We start from the raw sequence: 16837 nt of genomic DNA on the forward strand, positions 1-16837 counted from the left end.
TGAGCAACTATCATCATCATCTATAAATATAACCACTAGATTCAGCGGTTCGAAAGTAAAATAATGTCATTTTAAATCCGAAATTGATTGTTTTAGACAATGGTACTGTATAGAAAAATTTAATTTTGGTCTTAAAGCACTCTGTGAAAACAGAAGTAAGCGTTAAATAATATTAAAAGATGACAAAATCAGGGATATATATGGAAAAAAGGTTATTTTTGCTTCTATTAAAATTTTGAGATGAAAAAACTATTATTAATAGTATTATGCACTTTATTTATAGTGTCTTGTTCAAACAAAAAGACTGTTGTTATCTCTGGTAAAGTTATCGGAGGTTCACCATTGGAAAGAATAGAAATTGTTGACATGTCAGGTGTCGCAACATTGCCTATTGCTAATTTTGGTGTAGATGCACAAGGTAATTTCTCTGATACGATCCAGATTCCTAAAAATGGTGTATATACACTTTCTTATGGAGGTAACTATGGTACCGTTTATTTAAAAGGAGGGGAAAATGTAAGACTTTCTGGTAACAGTGCAGCTGGCTTTCCAAAAGTATTTACTGTTGAGGGAGATTCAAAAAACAATGTGTTTTTACAAAAGACACAAACTTATTTAGATAATTATTTTTCTAAAATCCAGCAAGATATCATCACTCAGGATGAAACAAAATTCATAGATCAGCTGAAGAAATTCAGATCAGACTTAAACAAAGAGATAGATAACCTGGCAAAATCTACAGGTGCTGACAGTGATTTAGTAAAATGGAAAAAAGATGAATTAGATGTTAATCTTCTTTCTTTCTCTGGGAAATATATAGAGCTTCACGGACAGGTTACAGGGAAGCCTGATTATAAAGCGTCTCAGAAGCTAAAAGATTACCAAAAAGAATTAAAAGGAGATGAAGATGCTAAAATCAAAATGTATCCTTCATACAGAGGTTATATGCTAAGTACTCTTGGTCAGGATTTCCAGGCTTATGCTATGAAAAACCAAAAACCAGATGGTACTACAACTGAAATGTTCATTAACTATATCAAGGATAAAAAAGATTATTCTCAATTGGTTAAAGACTACCTGATTTCTTTTGTTGCAGGAATGGATATGCACCCACAACAAGCTAGCTCAGAAAAGTTAATGAAGTTATTAAATGATAACATTAAAGACTCTGAAGTTAAAGCAGGATTGGAAAAAGTAGAAAAAGCTGTTTATGGTCTTAAAGTTGGTACAGCTGCACCGTCAGGAGACTTTATTGATGTGAGTGGTAAAAAAGTACCTTCTTCATCATTCAACGGAAAGCCTACATTGATTATGTTCTATGCTTCTTGGAATCCATATATTGCAGAATCTGTAGTACCAATGCTTAAAGAAGTTACCAATGCTTATAAGAGTAAAGTAAATTTTGTATTCATTGATGTGGATGACAATGCAGCTCAATTTAAGAAAACAGCTGTAGCAATGCTAAGCGGAACTGAAGGACAGAAACTATATGCAAAAGGAGGTCTTAAATCTGAAATGGCACAAAAATATGCACTATACGGATTTAAATTGCCAAGCTTTGTAATCTTAGATAAAGATGGTAAAATAGCAAGCAAGAGTTTCATGAGTATGATGGAACCTGACTTCAAAACTGCTTTAGATAAGGTGTCCGGAATTAACGGACCAGTTATTGCTCCACCACAAATGCAAGTGCAGCCTGCACCAGCACCTGTGGATTCAGCAAAAGTAAAGACAGAAGCGAAAGCTAAATAATATAAGATGCAGAAAAAAAAGAAGAATGTAATTCTTGAAAATATCAAACTCCTTTCAGCCGGTGCGAAAGGAGTTTCTGTTGGTAAAACAGAGGATGGTAAAACCATTTTGGTGAGTGGGGCTGTACCTGGAGATTTGGTAAATGCCCGTATGAAAAAGTCGAAAAAGAACTATATTGAAGCTGAAGCAATAGAGATTCTGGAGGAATCTCCTGACAGAGTAGATGCCAGATGTATGCATTTCAGCGTATGTGGAGGATGTAAATGGCAGAATCTTAGTTACGCAAAACAATTAGAGTTTAAAGAGGATGAAGTACTGAACAATATCCGCAGAATTGGTGGTATTGAAGGTTTTGAAGCGATGCCTATTCTGGGGTCTGCAGAACAGTATTTTTATAGAAATAAAATGGAATTTTCTTTCTCCAACGCACGTTGGCTTACACTGGAAGAAGTAAATTCTACTGAAGAAATAGCTGACAGAAATGCGCTAGGATTCCATATTCCGGGACAGTGGAGCAAGATTCTGGATCTGAAGGAGTGTTTCTTGCAAGAAGATCCATCCAACAGTATTCGTCTTGCTGTAAAGGAATATGCTGAGGAAAATAATCTTGAATTCTTTGATGTAAGAAATCAGGAAGGTTTTCTTCGTACGCTAATGATGCGTCAGAACTCTAAAGGGGAATGGATGGTTTTATTCCAGCTTTTTGAAGAGAACGAAACTGAGCGTGTAAAGCTCCTTGATTTCTTATTACAGAAGTTTCCGCAAATCCATACACTACTTTATGCTATTAATCCAAAAGGAAATGATAGTATCTATGATCTGGATATTCAGACTTACTATGGAGAAGGATTTTTGTATGAAGAAATGGATGGGCTTAGATTTAAAATAGGACCAAAATCATTTTTCCAGACCAACTATAAGCAAGCTTTGGAATTATACCGTAAGACTCTTGAATTTGCAGACCTGAAAGGAGATGAAGTTGTATATGATCTTTATACAGGAACAGGTACCATTGCACAATATGTTGCCCGTAATGCAAAACAAGTAATAGGTATAGAAGCAGTACAGGAGGCGATAGATGCAGCTAAAGAGCATGCGGAACTGAACGGTCTTACTAATTGTACTTTCTACTGTGGAGATATGAAAGATATCTTCAATCAGGAGTTTTTAGAATCTCACCCTAAAGCAGATGTTTTAATTACTGACCCGCCAAGAGACGGGATGCACGCTAAGGTTGTAGAACAAATACTTAATCTGTCACCAGAGAAAATTGTATATGTAAGCTGTAATTCTGCAACGCAGGCCAGAGATTTGGCTATGTTAAAAGAACATTATAACTTAGTGAGGGTTTTGCCAGTGGACATGTTCCCGCAGACTCATCACGTAGAGAATATAGCACTGCTTATTAAAAAATCATGAAGTATATAAAGTTTATATTTTGCTTTGTTCCTTTGTTACTGGCTGTAGTAGCCTGTAATCAGGAAGATGATATATGTACCGAGGGAGGTTCTCCTAAGATGAAAGTAAAGTTTAAAAGAGCAGCAGATGGAAAGCTTGCCAGGATGGACAGTCTTACAGTCCGTATCTTATGGGGTACAGATACCCTGATAGTAGCACCAAACGTTAAAGCGGTGGATTCAGTAATGATACCGCTGAAAGTTACTGGAGACGGCTTTACAGATATTCTGGTTCAGACCAATCCAAAATCAAAAACTGATATCTCTAAAATCAAAGTAAAGTATACTGAATCTTCAGAATATGTTTCACCAGGATGCGGAATAAGAAAATTGTATGATAATCTTACAGTATCACCTGTTGAAGGACTGAATCCGGTGAAAAGTGTTGAAGTTAACTCTAATCAAATTCATAATGAAGTTAAGACTGTTCTATACTTTAATTTTTAGTCTTTTTATTTTCTTAAGCTTTGCGCAGGAGAAGAAAAAGATAAGCAGTGATACCCTTGCTGCTAAGAAATGGAAATATAAGCCGAATGTAATGATTGGAGTAGATGTGCTTCATTTAGGGCTAATGGCTTTCACTGATCAGAAATTATTCCAGGCTTTTGCTACATCACGTATACAACCAAGGCTTCATCTGGTAGCTGATGTAGGTTATGAAAAGAATAAGTATGACAAAAACGGATACGATGTATCTGCAAAAGGATTATTCGTTAAAGCCGGAACAGTATACATGCTAAGTCCTGACCCTGATAATAAGCAAAACGGATTTTATGCCGGCGGAAAGGTGGCAGCATCTTTCTATCAGCAGGAAATGAGATCTATTCCGACCAGAGGTTTTCAGGGACACGATTCTTATGCGTCGTTTCCGACATCTTCTCAATCTGCTTATTGGTTGGAAGGAGCTATTGGAGGAAGGGTAGAACTTTTCCATTCTAACTTCTATATCGATGCGCAGGTACAGCCAAAATATATGATTTATACAACGAAACAAGAGAATATAACTCCAATGGTAATTCCGGGATTCGGAACCGATGCCAATAAGTTCAAACTTGGCTTTATGTGGAGTGTAGCTTACCTGTTTTAACATAAAAAGCCTCCTTTTCAGGAGGCTTCCAATCACTTATTACTTAAACATTTTAATCTACTCATCAAATCGTGAGCTAAAACAAAATGCTCCCAAAAATAATAAAAAAAATCATATTATTTTTTAATATTCAATATTATTTTACTAAAGTTTTTTATATGTGTGAAAATTAGAAAACCCTTACAGAAAGGGTTTAGTTCTAAATTTTACGCAGATCGCTAATAAGAGAAGTCATAATTTTTTCAGTGCTCAAACGAAGGTGTTGCATATCCGAATTATTTTCAATGACATAATCTGCAAGCCGTATTTTCTTTCTTTCCGGCATTTGATTATCTATTACTTTTTCTACTTCACGATAGGTTTTTGAATCCCTGTCCATCACCCTTTTTATTCTTATACTTTCATCAGCAGTTACAAGCAGGCTTTTATCACATTGCAAGTTTAATTTCAGCTCAAAAAGTAGTGCTGTTTCTTTAAAGATAATTTTACGGGATTGCCTCTTTACCCAGTCATGAAAATCTTTATTAACGGCAGGATGAATAATCGCGTTCAGCTGTTTTAACAATTCATCATTGCTAAAAACTATAGACCCAACATATTTTCGGTCATAGAGGCCATTTTCATCATAAGCTTGTGCCCCTAATAGTTGAATAATAGAAGCTTTTAGGTCATCACTTTCATTCACCAGATCTTTTGCTCTTGTATCCGAGTTATAAACAGGATATCCCATTTCTTCTATGAAACGCGCTACAGTTGTTTTTCCGGAACCGATACCGCCTGTAAGGCCAATGATTTTATGCATATTTATTAATATCCGAATATATCATTGAACTTATGAATTTCATCTAAACGAGGCCCTTTTTCTGTCATTTTCAATGTAGCTAGCTCGTTATGGGCATCGTGTTCGAAGAATAGAATATATTCATTATCTACAGCCTGTTTCAGGAATTTTTCTTTTTCAGATACTGTTAAAAGAGGACGTGTATCATAACCCATTACATATACTAACGGAATATGACCTACAGTAGGAATAAGGTCTGCTGCAAAAACAATTGTTTTTTCCTGATATTTGATCACCGGTAACATTTGTTTTTCAGTATGACCGTCCACAAAAATAATATCCATTTTAAGGTCAGGCGCAAATCCGTAGTTCCCCGTTGTAGGTAAAGGCACAAAATTAAGCTGGCCGCTTTCCTGGATAGGAAGAATGTTTTCCTTTAAGAAGCTTGCCTTCTCTCTTGGGTTGGGTTCTGTAGCCCATTGCCAATGGCTTTCATTACTCCAATATCTTGCATTTTTAAATGCAGTACGGTAGCCGCTTCTGTCATCATTCCATTCTATAGAGCCTCCACAGTGATCGAAGTGCAAATGGGTAAGAAAAACATCGGTAATATCATCTTTAACAAAACCATATTTTGCCAAAGATTTGTCTAAAGTAGCATCTCCCCACAGGTCGTAATGCCCAAAGAATTTGTCGTCCTGCTTATTACCAAGACCATTATCAATAAGAATAAGGTTTTTTCCGTCTTCAATCAGCAGACAACGCATACCAAGATCGATAAGATTTTTGCTGTCCGCAGGGTTTGTTTTTTGCCAGATAGATTTCGGAACAACACCAAACATAGCACCGCCGTCCAATTTGAAATTTCCGGTTTCTATAGGATATAGTTTCATAAAGAATCTTTTGGGTTAAGATAGTAATTTTTCCGGAAATGACCGGTACTTATTGATCTTTTTATACTTCCTGATCTTTGCCAGCCGCTACTTTTAGCATTTTATCTGCGATAATCTGAGCATTGTTATCACCGGAATCCTGTAAGTTTTCGATAATCATATCAAGGTTCTTTTTATTACGATTCTGAGAGAGTTTGCTTTTAATGAAGACTTCGTCCGGAATAATATTCATTCCAAAGGCTCCTTTCATTTCTTTCCTTACAAAGTCATCGCCCATATTCTGGACATACATTGGGCATTTCTGGTATTTTTCATATTTAGTAGTCAGTTTCTTCAGATGTTTGTAGAGCTCTTCATCGGTCATTATTCTTATTGTACCGCGAACCTGCACTGCTTCATAATTCCATGTTGAAACATTTATATGGTCATACCAGGAGGATGAAATATAGGTATGCGCCCCAAGAAAATCACATAATACCTGATCTCCGTCTTTTAGAGCTTTGGCTTGAAAATTAGCTTTAGAAATATGGGTTTCCAGTATGAAATCTTCATTGGTACCATTCATCAAAAACATGGAATGGGTGGCAAAAAGTTTTTCTTTGGAAGAAATCAAAAGACCAAAGGAATGATTGCTAATAATCTCCTTTAGTAATCCAAAATCCTCACTTTTATATGGTTTGGGAATATGCATGTGTATAAGTTTTTAATATGAAACAATAGATTTTAGCACAGCCTCTAGAAAACTATGCTATACTATAAAGATAAGTTATTAAACTGATAAATTAAAAAAGCTCGTCCGGCCTTTTAGGCTTAGCCATATTCAAATGCTTGTAAGCTTTTTCTGTTACTTCACGCCCTCTCGGAGTTCGGATAATAAAGCCCTCCTGAATAAGAAAAGGCTCATATACTTCTTCCAGTGTTTCTGGATTTTCTCCAATAGAAGTAGCTAAAGCACTGATGCCAACAGGGCGTGCCTTAAAGTTTTCGATCATGGTTCTCAATATCTTGTTATCCATTTCATCAAGGCCATATTCATCAACTTTTAATGCATTCAGAGCAAATTTGGTAATTTCAATTTCAATATCTCCGTTACCTTTTATTTCTGCAAAATCACGTACTCTTCTCAGCAAAGCATTAGCAATTCTGGGTGTACCACGACTTCTTCTGGCAATTTCTATAGAAGCATCTTCATAGATTTTTATACCCATAACCCGTGCACTTCTTTGTATAATAGTAGAAAGTAATTCGATATTATAATATTCCAGTCTGGACTGGATGCCAAATCTGGCAAGTAATGGTTTTGTTAGCATACCGGAACGTGTAGTTGCACCTACCAGTGTAAAAGGGTTTAGCCCTATCTGTACCGAACGTGCATTGGGACCAGTTTCCAGCATAATGTCTATCTTAAAATCTTCCATTGCAGAATACAAATATTCTTCGACTACAGGAGATAGTCTATGGATTTCATCGATAAACAATACATCATTCTCCTCCAGGTTCGTTAATAATCCTGCAAGATTTGCGGGTTTATCCAATACCGGACCAGAAGTCAGTTTACAGTTAACGCCAAGCTCATTGGCAATAATGTGTGCTAAAGTAGTCTTTCCTAATCCCGGCGGGCCATGTAATAAGACATGATCCAGAGAACTGTTCCTGGATTTGGCTGCCGCAACAAAGATTTCCAGATTTTCCAATGTCTGACGTTGCCCTGCAAAATCTCTGAAACTTTGCGGACGAATATGGTCTTCCTGAAAAAGCTCATCGTCGGAAAAATTCTCTTTATCGGGGTGAAGGAAGTTAGGCATAACTAAATTTGTGTAGAGTCAAATTTATAAAAAAATAAAGCGCAATCAAATTTCTATTTTTATCGTAAATTAGTGAGATGAAAATAATCGGACCTTTTAAGCAAGTAGTAACACTTGCCAACTTACCTCTACGAGGTAGTTTAAAAGATGAACAGCTGGAAATTATAGAGAACGCCGGGATATTAATTGAGTCATGTAAAATCGTTAAAGTTGACAATTTTGAAACTTTAAGAAGAGAATTTCCAAATGTTACTTTGGAAGAAACGGAAGGAGAGCAAATTGCTATGCCTGCATTTACAGACTGTCATACACATATCTGCTTTGCAGGAAATCGCGCTAATGATTTCTCTATGCGTAATGCCGGAAAAACATATCTGGAGATTGCAGAATCCGGAGGCGGGATTTGGAGCTCAGTAAAGCATACCCGCGAAGCAACAGAAGAAGAATTGCATAAAACACTTTGCACTAGAATAGATGACCTTGTCCGCCAAGGAATCACAACGATAGAAATTAAAAGTGGTTATGGGTTAAAGCTGGATTGTGAGCTTAAAATGCTGAGAGCAATTAACCATGCTAAAGAAAAAACACCAGCGAAGCTGATACCAACGTGCCTTGCAGCACATATGAAGCCTAAGGATTTTAACGGAGATTCAGAAGAATACCTTAATTATGTATTAGAGTACGTCTTGCCTGTTGTTCAGGAAGAGCATCTGGCAGAAAGAGTAGATATATTTATTGAGAAATCTGCTTTTCAACCGGAAGAGAGTAAGGCATTCTTACAAAAGGCAAAAGCAATGGGCTTTGAAATCACAGTTCATGCTGATCAATTTACGCCAGGAAGCTCGCGTGTTGCAGTAGAATGTGGCGCTAAATCTGCTGATCATTTAGAAGCAACTTCTGATGAAGATATAGATTATTTAGCAAAATCAAATACAGTTGCAGTGGCTCTTCCGGGAGCAAGTATTGGCTTAGGAGATTCTTTTGCTCCGGCTCGTAAAATATTAGATGCCGGCGGAATATTAGCTATCGCTACTGACTGGAATCCTGGCTCAGCACCAATGGGTAAACTGGTAACACAGGCTTCGATTCTGGCAACATTCCAGAAGTTATCCACAGCAGAAGTTTTAGCGGGGATAACATTCAGATCGGCTTTTGCTTTAGGTTTTGAAGACCGTGGTGTATTATCCGAAGGAAAAAGAGCAGACATGGTTTGCTTTAAAACAGATAACTATCAGAATGTATTATACAGACAAGGTGCATTAGAGCCATGTGCTGTTTACATCAAAGGAGAAAAATACTAATATGGAAAGAATCTGGTCCGGCCGTTTTGATGGTGAAGACTTATTAAGCAGAAGGCTTTTTCAGGCAGTTGAAGATAAAACAGATTATAAAGAAATTGTAGATAACAGCTTTTTTTTGCATGGCTTTGCAGTAGATGAAGGCGTAAAAAGAAATAAAGGCAGGGTAGGAGCAGCAGCAGCACCCAATGTTATCCGAAAGAATATGAGTAATTTCCCAGTGGTATCACCAAGCTTCAGTCTTTTTGATTTCGGGGATATATACTGTCCGGATGAAAATCTGGAAAAAGCACAACAATGTTTAGCAGATGCTGTAGCCAGTGGATTGTTAAATAATGGTAAAAGTATTGTATTAGGTGGTGGACATGAAGTTACTTATGCGCATTACTCAGGTATAAAAAAAGCTTTTCCGGGTAAGAAAATTGGTATTATTAATTTTGATGCTCATTTTGATAACAGAGAACCGGAAAATAATTTGGTTTCATCCGGAACAGGATTCTGGCAGATTGCTAATGAAGGAGAAATCCACTCTCTGCATATTGGAATTCAAAGGAATAGTAATACCCTGAAATTATTTGATGCTGCACACCAATATGGGATGGAGTATATTCTTGCAGACGAGCTCTTCTTTGAAAATCTTCCACAGTTATATCCAAGGATAGATGAATTCCTGGACGGAATAGATGTGCTGTATGTTACAATATGTATGGATGTTTTCAATGCGTCTATTGCACCTGGCGTAAGTGCTTCAGCTTATAACGGAATTTTTACGGATCAGGCATTTATGCTGTTATACAGACATATTTTGCGGAATAATAAATTAAAAGCTTTAGATGTTGCTGAAGTAAATCCTGTCTATGATATTCAGGACAGAACAGCGCGACTGGCGGCATCTTTAGTAAATGAATGGTTAATGATATAGAAAATTTATAAAAACAGAAAATGCTTACAACAGAACAAATTGAGAATAAGTTGCTGGAAGCTGATAAAGCTTTTGGAGAATGGAGAAAGGTAACTTTTGAGGAAAAGCAGGAATTGTTGGCGAAAGCAGCACAGCTGCTGTTAGATAAATCCGAAGAATACGGAAAGATCATCACACGTGAGATGAATAAGCCTATTTCTCAGTCTATTGCTGAGATTGAGAAATGTGCTTTGATGATGAATTATTATGCGAAAGCAGAGAATATATTAAAGCCGGAAGAAGTAAAGACTAAATTCAATGTATGTGAAGTTCATCATACGCCAATGGGAGTTATACTAGGTGTAATGCCATGGAATTATCCTTTCTGGCAGGTGCTACGTTTTGCTGTTCCTGCATTACTGGCAGGGAATACAGTCGTGGTAAAACATGCTTCGATCTGTTTTGAAAGCGGAAATACTATAGAAAAAATATTAACAGCTGCAGGATTTCCTAAAGGAGTATTCCTGAATCTGGAAGCTGGACATAAAGAAATTAAGGGAATTATAGAGAACCCTGTGGTACAAGGGGTAAGTCTTACCGGAAGTGAACCTGCCGGAGCATCTGTTGCGTCTATTGCAGGTACAAATATTAAAAAATCAGTTTTAGAACTGGGCGGAAGTGATGCTTTTATTATTCTTGAAGATGCTGATTTTGATAAAGCAGCAAGAGTAGGAGCGGAGTCAAGGCTTCAGAATTGTGGACAAACTTGTGTAGCTGCAAAGAGATTTATTATCCATCAGAATGCTGAAAATGAATTTCTTCCTAAATTTATTGAAGAATTCAAAAAGTATGTTCCGGGAGATCCAAAAGATAAAGAAACTAAACTTTCTGCAATGGCTCGTAAAGATTTAGCCGATGATTTGGAAGCTCAATATAAAAAGGCACTGGATAATGGAGCTGAACCAATAGTTCCATTAGAGAGAATCTCAGATATTGTTTTTAAACCAGGCTTGATGAGAGTGAATGATGGTAATCCTATTCTTGAAGAAGAGCTTTTTGGCCCGCTAGGAATGGTATTAATCGGAAAGAGTGATGACGACTGTTTACAACTGGCAAATAGTACCAGATTTGGATTAGGGAACTCAATCTGGACAAGGAATAAAGAGAAAGCTTTCTTTTTTGCTGACAATCTGGAATCCGGAGCTGTAGGTGTTAATGAAATGACCAAATCTATGCCCGATATGCCTTTGGGAGGTGCTAAGCGTTCAGGATATGGCACAGAGCTATCCCTTTTTGCACTAAAAGAATTTACAATTCCTAAAAGTATTATAGGAACACTTTAATAAAAAAACCGACAGTCAACTGTCGGTTTTTTTTATAATCAGTAATCTGATCCAAAGATTAATTCTCCCAAAAGTCAGCATTTTTAATTCCTGCTTCTTTGGAATTAAAATACATATTCCCAGATTTCTTTTTAAGCTTGTAGTCTTTCCATACCTTTAGGGTAACATTCCCCAGAAGGAGAATTGCAATAATATTTACCCATGCCATTAATCCTACTCCAAGATCTCCCAATGCCCACGCAATTTTGGCTTCTTTAACGGTTCCGAAGTATGCAGCAAACAAGAAAGCAACTCTTAAAATCCAGATGTATGTTTTTTTATTTCCGGACTTAATCAGATAAGAAATATTAGTTTCCGCATAATAGTAATAAGCCATAATCGTAGTAAAGGCAAAGAAAAATAAAGCAAAAGCAACAAACTGCTTACCAATGCCAGGGAAGACATGAGAGACTGCAGCCTGTGTAAAGCCTGTATAATCAATTCCCGGAACGTTTTGTACCAGATATGTATCGTTCGGTCCTAATACGTTATACTGTCCTGTAAACAGAATAATAAATGCCGTTGCAGAGCATACAAATAGTGTGTCTATATAAACAGAAAATGCCTGAACAAGACCTTGCTGGGCAGGATGTTTTACTTCTGCTGCAGCTGCTGCGTGTGGTGCAGTTCCCTGACCTGCTTCATTCGAGTAAATTCCTCTTTTTACTCCCCAGGCTATAGCCATTCCGAAGATGCCACTAAAGGTCGCATTCATATTGAATGCAGAACTGAAAATCAGTTTTAAAACAGAAGGAACTTCTTTAATGTTGAGAACAATAATAATGACTGCCATTAGAATATAAATTCCTGCCATAAACGGAACTACAAATTCGGCTGTTTTTCCAAGTCTTTTTACACCTCCAAATATGATTAATGCCAATAGGATAATAATCAGAATTCCAACATAGTTTACTGGCAGCTCTCCAACCAGAGGGAAATTATAATGTTCTGTTCCTATAGAAAAAGAATTGTTTATGGCGGAAGCAATACTATTGCTCTGCACACCCGGAAGCAACAGACCTGTACTGATAATAGTAAGAACTGCGAATAACACTGCATACCATTTTACTCCAAGACCTTTTTCTATATAATAAGCGGCTCCACCACGGTATTCACCATTAGATTCCTGTTTGTACAGCTGCCCTAGCGTAGCTTCTACGAAAGCAGATGCAGAGCCCAGAAATGCAATCAGCCACATCCAGAATACAGCGCCCGGGCCACCCATAGCTATAGCTGTGGCAACTCCAACGATATTTCCGGTACCTACACGCCCTGAAATGGCCAATGAAAAAGCCTGAAATGATGAAATTCCTTTATTGGACTCGTTTTTACTGAAGAGAAGTTTTACCATATCTTTCAGATAAGTGACCTGAAGAAATCCTGTTCGGATAGAAAAGTAAAGACCAGTAATTAAGCAGAGATAGATGAGAGCATCGGACCATACAAGGTCGCTAAAAGAATGAATAATTTTGTCCATTTATTAATTTGTCCTAATATACAATTATTTGGTGACGGGCTAAAAACGAAAAAATCCCTGTCAACAGACAGGGATTGTATATAAAAGAATAAATCTTCTTAGATTGTTGTTAAACGAAGTGTATTTGTTTTTCCACCTTCGTGAACCGGCATCGCATTAAGGTTAACTACAAAATCTCCTTGTTCTACAAGTCCATAATTCCATGTAAGCATATTAACCTGAATAACAGTTTCATCCGTAGATTTTTTCATGTCATAGAAGAATGCTCTTACACCCCAAAGAAGGTTTAGCATTGTAAGTACACGCTTGTTAGAGCTGAATACTACGATGTGAGAATTCGGTCTGTGAGATGAAATCTGGAATGCTGTATAACCAGAATAAGTAAGTGTTACAATCGCTTTAGCGTCTGTTTTTTCAGCAATTCTTACAGCTGAATAACAAACAGAATCAGTAATGAAACGGTCGTCTACACAGTTAATTTTTTCTATAGGCTCGTTTCTTGTACTGTACATCTGAGTATTCTCGATATTGCTTACAATCTTAGCCATTGTTTTTACAACATCTACCGGATATTTACCCACAGATGTCTCACCAGATAACATTACCGCATCCGCTCCGTCTAATACAGAGTTTGCAACATCATTTACCTCGGCTCTTGTAGGAGTCATGCTGTTTATCATTGTTTCCATCATCTGGGTTGCAACGATTACAGGCTTAGAATATTTTCTTGCTTTTTCAGCTAGTTTCTTCTGAATTAACGGAACTTCTTCCATAGGAACCTCTACACCAAGGTCTCCACGTGCCACCATTATACCATCGCATTCTGCAAGAATTTCATCGATATTTTTCACACCTTCAGGCTTTTCAATCTTAGCAATAATCGGTGTACGGAATAATTTTCCGTTCGGGTGGTTAGAAATAAGCTCTTTCAGGTCTATGATATCCTGTGCGTGACGTACAAATGAAAGTGCGATCCAGTCGAATTCATTATCTAAGATAAAGTTAGCGTCCTGAATATCTTTTTCAGTCAATGCAGGAAGAGATATTTGAGTATTAGGAAGGTTTACCCCTTTCTTTGAGCTTAGAGGACCTCCTTGTATTGTTTTTGCTTTAACAGTGTCTTTACCATTAGTGTCTATAACTTCTAGAACAAGCTTTCCGTCGTCGATAAGGATTCTTTCTCCTACTTTTACATCCAACGGGAATCTTTCATAAGTCATGTACACTTTTGTAGAGTCACCTTCTACTTTTTCATTTGTGAAGGTAAGTACATCTCCAGGATTCAGGTAAGAACCCTCTTTTACAACACCTACACGAAGTTTTGGTCCTTGAAGGTCTCCTAAAATAGAAGTAGAGAAACCATACTCTGCATTAATCTCGCGAATAAGATTAATGTTTTGTTTTACCAGATCGTAATCAGCGTGTGAAAAGTTAATTCTGATAACATCTGCTCCGGCTTGTACCATGCGCAGGATTGTCTCTTTATTGGAGGATGCAGGCCCAAGGGTTGCAATAATTTTAGTTTTCTTTAGATATTCACTCATTTTCTTGAATATATTGGTATATTAATTCTTCAGGTTGAATTTGATATTCCTGAATTGGAAAGATCACATTTTCAGGAAACAAAATTAAGGAAAAATCGGGAAACGAATCCTGAGTTTTTATTAAGAAATCGACATCTTGGTGTTCTTCCAGCAGATAATGTATCTCCTGCAAACCTTCGAAGAGGTTAGACGGCGTGTTTTCTTCCTTTTTGAAGGATTTATTAGCTATTATCTGATAACAGTTTTTTTCACCTTTATCATAACCCTGCATGGACAAGAATTCATATTCTGTTAATCCGTTTTGGGTGATAAAGTCTTCTGTTCTGTGAAATTGGAATTCGTTACAACGATTAATATCAAAAAAAAATTGATGGTATGAAACAGGTTTCGTCAAGCGGATAAGCCCGACGGTTATAGCTTCGTCATCATCAAAATCAAGGCGTATTTTTTTTACTTTCGCCATTAATGTTTTCTTTTTTTTGCAATGCGTAGTAAGCCCGCTGTGCAGCTTTTTCCTCAGCTTTTTTCTTGGAAGCTTCGGATGCATTGGAAATTTGTCTGTCCTCCATCCATACGCTGCTACGGAAATGAACAGTCTTATTGACATAGTTTTCTTCAGTAGTTTCGAAACGGAGGTGAATTTTTTGCTTTTGACCCCACTCCAGTAATAATCCTTTGTAGCTGATAATCTTATTTTCCAGATTAAGGATGTCCTGTTTAGTCAGAAGCTGGCCCAGAATTATTTCTCTGCATTTATCATAGTCTATATCCTGATAAATAGCGCCAACTAATGCTTCGAAAAGATTACCATGGATATTTTCACTTAAAGTGGTGTTCTCTTCTTTGTTTTGTAAAAATCTGGTAAGTTCCAGACGCTCTCCCAGCGCATTCAAATTTTTACGGTTTACCACTTTAGATTTCATCTGTGTAAGGAAACCTTCATTGGCATTAGGATATTCATGAAAAATGTGACAGGAAACAATACTTCCTAATACAGCATCTCCCAGATATTCTAATCTTTCGTAGTTGAAGGCTTCTTTTGTGGTATTTGGAGATTTTAAAGTGAAAGCTTCTTTGAATAATCTAAGGTCATTCACCTTGTAGCCCACCAATCTGTTAATGGCGGCTTTAAAATTTTTATCTTTATCGGATAAAGTTTTGGTTCGTTTTTTTAAAAGATTGGAAAAATAGCTTTTAATCTCCATTAAATCTTTTTGAATAAAACGCAGGCATTATGCCCTCCAAATCCAAAAGTGTTGCTCATTGCAATATTCACTTCCTTCTTCACTGCTGTGTTGAAAGTAAAGTTAAGTCTGCTGTCCAGTTTCTCATCATCTGTGAAATGATTGATCGTTGGAGGAACAATTCCGTGGATAATAGTGCCTAAAGCTGCTATAGATTCTATAACTCCGGCTGCACCTAATAAATGCCCCGTCATAGACTTAGTAGAATTGATCTGAATATCAAATGCGTGTTCACCTAATAATTTAGCAATTGCCTGAGATTCCGCAATGTCCCCTAATGGAGTAGAAGTACCATGCATGTTGATGTGGTCTACTTCATCAGTAGTAACTCCGGCATCATCCAGACATCTTTTCATTACTAAATAAGCACCTAATCCTTCCGGATGTGGAGCTGTCATGTGGTGAGCATCTGCACTAAGACCTCCACCTAGTAGTTCGGCATAAATTGTAGCGCCTCTTTTTACAGCGTGTTCGTATTCTTCAAGAATGATGCATCCTGCTCCTTCACCCAGTACAAAACCATCTCTGTCTTTGTCGAATGGACGGGAAGCTGTTTTAGGATCGTCATTTCTTGTTGAAAGCGCATGCATAGCATTGAAGCCTCCTACACCACTAGCTGTTACAGCTGCTTCAGATCCTCCACAAACAATAACATCCGCTTTGCCTAACTGAATAAGCATTTTAGCATCAATAATTGCATTGGCAGAAGAAGCACAAGCTGAAACTGTGGTATAGTTAGGACCATGGAATCCAAATTCTATAGAAATATTCCCAGGCGTAATGTCGGCAATCATTTTAGGAATAAAGAAAGGGTTGAATCTTGGGATACTATTTGATGCAGCATATCCTAAAACTTCAGTTTCAAAAGTTTCAAGTCCACCAATTCCGGATCCCCAGATAACACCTACACGGTCTTTGTCTACATTGTCCTCAATAATACGGCTGTGAGCAATCGCCTCACGTGCAACAACCTGCCCTAATTGCGAGTTACGGTCCATTTTTTTTGCCTCCTTCTTATCGAAGTGGTTTAATGGATCGAAGTTTTTAACCTCGCAGGCAAATTGAGTTTTAAAATTAGTGGAATCAAAAAGAGTAATCGGCGCTGCTCCACTTGTACCTTTTACAAGGCTCTCCCAGTACTCATTTGCATTATTTCCTATCGGTGTAAGGGCTCCGAAGCCAGTTACTACTACTCTCTTTAATTCCATAAATTTTC

General features: G+C 37.3%; 16 protein-coding genes. 7 read left to right on the forward strand and 9 right to left on the reverse strand.

Features of this window, described 5'->3' with window-relative positions; genetic code table 11:
• The first annotated feature begins 240 nt into the window (after nt 1-240).
• The 4 genes from C8J95_RS06505 to C8J95_RS06520 are packed head-to-tail and all read left to right on the forward strand — an operon-like array spanning nt 241 to nt 4296.
• Complete coding sequence (locus C8J95_RS06505; RefSeq protein WP_107807666.1) at nt 241-1752, forward strand: TlpA disulfide reductase family protein; 1512 nt, start codon at nt 241-243, stop codon at nt 1750-1752.
• Between the two features lie 6 nt (nt 1753-1758).
• Complete coding sequence (rlmD, locus tag C8J95_RS06510) at nt 1759-3171, forward strand: 23S rRNA (uracil(1939)-C(5))-methyltransferase RlmD (RefSeq protein ID WP_107807667.1); 1413 nt, start codon at nt 1759-1761, stop codon at nt 3169-3171.
• The gene (locus C8J95_RS06515; RefSeq protein WP_107807668.1) at nt 3168-3656 is read left to right on the forward strand and encodes a DUF6452 family protein; all 489 of its coding nucleotides are present in this window, start codon (nt 3168-3170) and stop codon (nt 3654-3656) included. Before rlmD ends, C8J95_RS06515 begins: the two co-directional genes overlap by 4 nt.
• Complete coding sequence (locus tag C8J95_RS06520) at nt 3622-4296, forward strand: DUF6048 family protein (RefSeq protein WP_107807669.1); 675 nt, start codon at nt 3622-3624, stop codon at nt 4294-4296. The genes C8J95_RS06515 and C8J95_RS06520 overlap by 35 nt, the downstream gene beginning before the upstream one ends.
• 199 nt (nt 4297-4495) lie before the next feature.
• On the opposite strand, the gene coaE is transcribed toward C8J95_RS06520, so the two are convergent.
• From coaE to ruvB, 4 genes are all read right to left on the reverse strand, one after another.
• Entirely contained in the window at nt 4496-5098 is a 603-nt protein-coding gene (gene coaE, locus C8J95_RS06525) for a dephospho-CoA kinase (protein WP_107807670.1), read from the reverse strand.
• Nucleotides 5099-5103: 5 nt separating this feature from the next.
• Nucleotides 5104-5970, reverse strand: a complete 867-nt coding sequence (locus C8J95_RS06530; RefSeq protein WP_107807671.1) for an MBL fold metallo-hydrolase — start codon at nt 5968-5970, stop codon at nt 5104-5106.
• Between the two features lie 61 nt (nt 5971-6031).
• Nucleotides 6032-6661 (reverse strand): FMN-binding negative transcriptional regulator, encoded by a 630-nt coding sequence (locus C8J95_RS06535; protein ID WP_107807672.1) that lies wholly within the window; start codon nt 6659-6661, stop codon nt 6032-6034.
• 91 nt (nt 6662-6752) lie between these two features.
• Nucleotides 6753-7775, reverse strand: a complete 1023-nt coding sequence (gene ruvB, locus C8J95_RS06540) for a Holliday junction branch migration DNA helicase RuvB (protein WP_059343509.1) — start codon at nt 7773-7775, stop codon at nt 6753-6755.
• Between the two features lie 77 nt (nt 7776-7852).
• On the opposite strand from ruvB, the gene hutI reads away from it, so the two are divergent.
• From hutI to C8J95_RS06555, 3 genes are read left to right on the forward strand one after another with little or no spacing between them, the layout of a single operon-like run.
• Nucleotides 7853-9076, forward strand: a complete 1224-nt coding sequence (hutI, locus tag C8J95_RS06545) for an imidazolonepropionase (protein WP_107807673.1) — start codon at nt 7853-7855, stop codon at nt 9074-9076.
• A gap of 1 nt (nt 9077) precedes the next feature.
• Nucleotides 9078-9995, forward strand: a complete 918-nt coding sequence (hutG, locus tag C8J95_RS06550) for a formimidoylglutamase (protein ID WP_107807674.1) — start codon at nt 9078-9080, stop codon at nt 9993-9995.
• Between the two features lie 20 nt (nt 9996-10015).
• On the forward strand, nt 10016-11317 hold the full coding sequence (locus tag C8J95_RS06555; protein WP_107807675.1) for an aldehyde dehydrogenase family protein: 1302 nt from the start codon (nt 10016-10018) through the stop codon (nt 11315-11317).
• A gap of 58 nt (nt 11318-11375) precedes the next feature.
• On the opposite strand, the gene C8J95_RS06560 is transcribed toward C8J95_RS06555, so the two are convergent.
• The 5 genes from C8J95_RS06560 to fabF form a co-directional block, all read right to left on the reverse strand.
• Nucleotides 11376-12833, reverse strand: a complete 1458-nt coding sequence (locus C8J95_RS06560) for a sodium:alanine symporter family protein (RefSeq protein ID WP_107807676.1) — start codon at nt 12831-12833, stop codon at nt 11376-11378.
• 98 nt (nt 12834-12931) lie between these two features.
• Entirely contained in the window at nt 12932-14377 is a 1446-nt protein-coding gene (gene pyk, locus C8J95_RS06565) for a pyruvate kinase (protein WP_034867875.1), read from the reverse strand.
• Complete coding sequence (locus tag C8J95_RS06570) at nt 14370-14840, reverse strand: IPExxxVDY family protein (protein WP_009085607.1); 471 nt, start codon at nt 14838-14840, stop codon at nt 14370-14372. Before C8J95_RS06570 ends, pyk begins: the two co-directional genes overlap by 8 nt.
• A complete protein-coding gene (locus tag C8J95_RS06575; protein WP_034867872.1) occupies nt 14812-15582 on the reverse strand; it encodes a ribonuclease III family protein in 771 nt (256 codons plus the stop codon). Before C8J95_RS06575 ends, C8J95_RS06570 begins: the two co-directional genes overlap by 29 nt.
• Nucleotides 15582-16829 (reverse strand): beta-ketoacyl-ACP synthase II, encoded by a 1248-nt coding sequence (fabF, locus tag C8J95_RS06580; protein WP_107807677.1) that lies wholly within the window; start codon nt 16827-16829, stop codon nt 15582-15584. Before fabF ends, C8J95_RS06575 begins: the two co-directional genes overlap by 1 nt.
• Nucleotides 16830-16837: the final 8 nt, after the last annotated feature.

Origin of the sequence: Elizabethkingia sp. YR214 (genome assembly GCF_003058195.1) — a bacterium.
In the GTDB taxonomy this organism is placed as follows: domain Bacteria; phylum Bacteroidota; class Bacteroidia; order Flavobacteriales; family Weeksellaceae; genus Elizabethkingia.

What these genes read in the sequence shown, in the direction of transcription:
- C8J95_RS06505 (WP_107807666.1), top strand. Translation starts at nt 241, where the DNA reads ATGAAAAAACTATTATTAATAGTATTATGCACTTTATTTATAGTGTCT.
- rlmD (WP_107807667.1), top strand. Translation starts at nt 1,759, where the DNA reads ATGCAGAAAAAAAAGAAGAATGTAATTCTTGAAAATATCAAACTCCTT.
- C8J95_RS06515 (WP_107807668.1), top strand. Translation starts at nt 3,168, where the DNA reads ATGAAGTATATAAAGTTTATATTTTGCTTTGTTCCTTTGTTACTGGCT.
- C8J95_RS06520 (WP_107807669.1), top strand. Translation starts at nt 3,622, where the DNA reads ATGAAGTTAAGACTGTTCTATACTTTAATTTTTAGTCTTTTTATTTTC.
- coaE (WP_107807670.1), bottom strand. Translation starts at nt 5,098, where the DNA reads ATGCATAAAATCATTGGCCTTACAGGCGGTATCGGTTCCGGAAAAACA.
- C8J95_RS06530 (WP_107807671.1), bottom strand. Translation starts at nt 5,970, where the DNA reads ATGAAACTATATCCTATAGAAACCGGAAATTTCAAATTGGACGGCGGT.
- C8J95_RS06535 (WP_107807672.1), bottom strand. Translation starts at nt 6,661, where the DNA reads ATGCATATTCCCAAACCATATAAAAGTGAGGATTTTGGATTACTAAAG.
- ruvB (WP_059343509.1), bottom strand. Translation starts at nt 7,775, where the DNA reads ATGCCTAACTTCCTTCACCCCGATAAAGAGAATTTTTCCGACGATGAG.
- hutI (WP_107807673.1), top strand. Translation starts at nt 7,853, where the DNA reads ATGAAAATAATCGGACCTTTTAAGCAAGTAGTAACACTTGCCAACTTA.
- hutG (WP_107807674.1), top strand. Translation starts at nt 9,078, where the DNA reads ATGGAAAGAATCTGGTCCGGCCGTTTTGATGGTGAAGACTTATTAAGC.
- C8J95_RS06555 (WP_107807675.1), top strand. Translation starts at nt 10,016, where the DNA reads ATGCTTACAACAGAACAAATTGAGAATAAGTTGCTGGAAGCTGATAAA.
- C8J95_RS06560 (WP_107807676.1), bottom strand. Translation starts at nt 12,833, where the DNA reads ATGGACAAAATTATTCATTCTTTTAGCGACCTTGTATGGTCCGATGCT.
- pyk (WP_034867875.1), bottom strand. Translation starts at nt 14,377, where the DNA reads ATGAGTGAATATCTAAAGAAAACTAAAATTATTGCAACCCTTGGGCCT.
- C8J95_RS06570 (WP_009085607.1), bottom strand. Translation starts at nt 14,840, where the DNA reads ATGGCGAAAGTAAAAAAAATACGCCTTGATTTTGATGATGACGAAGCT.
- C8J95_RS06575 (WP_034867872.1), bottom strand. Translation starts at nt 15,582, where the DNA reads ATGGAGATTAAAAGCTATTTTTCCAATCTTTTAAAAAAACGAACCAAA.
- fabF (WP_107807677.1), bottom strand. Translation starts at nt 16,829, where the DNA reads ATGGAATTAAAGAGAGTAGTAGTAACTGGCTTCGGAGCCCTTACACCG.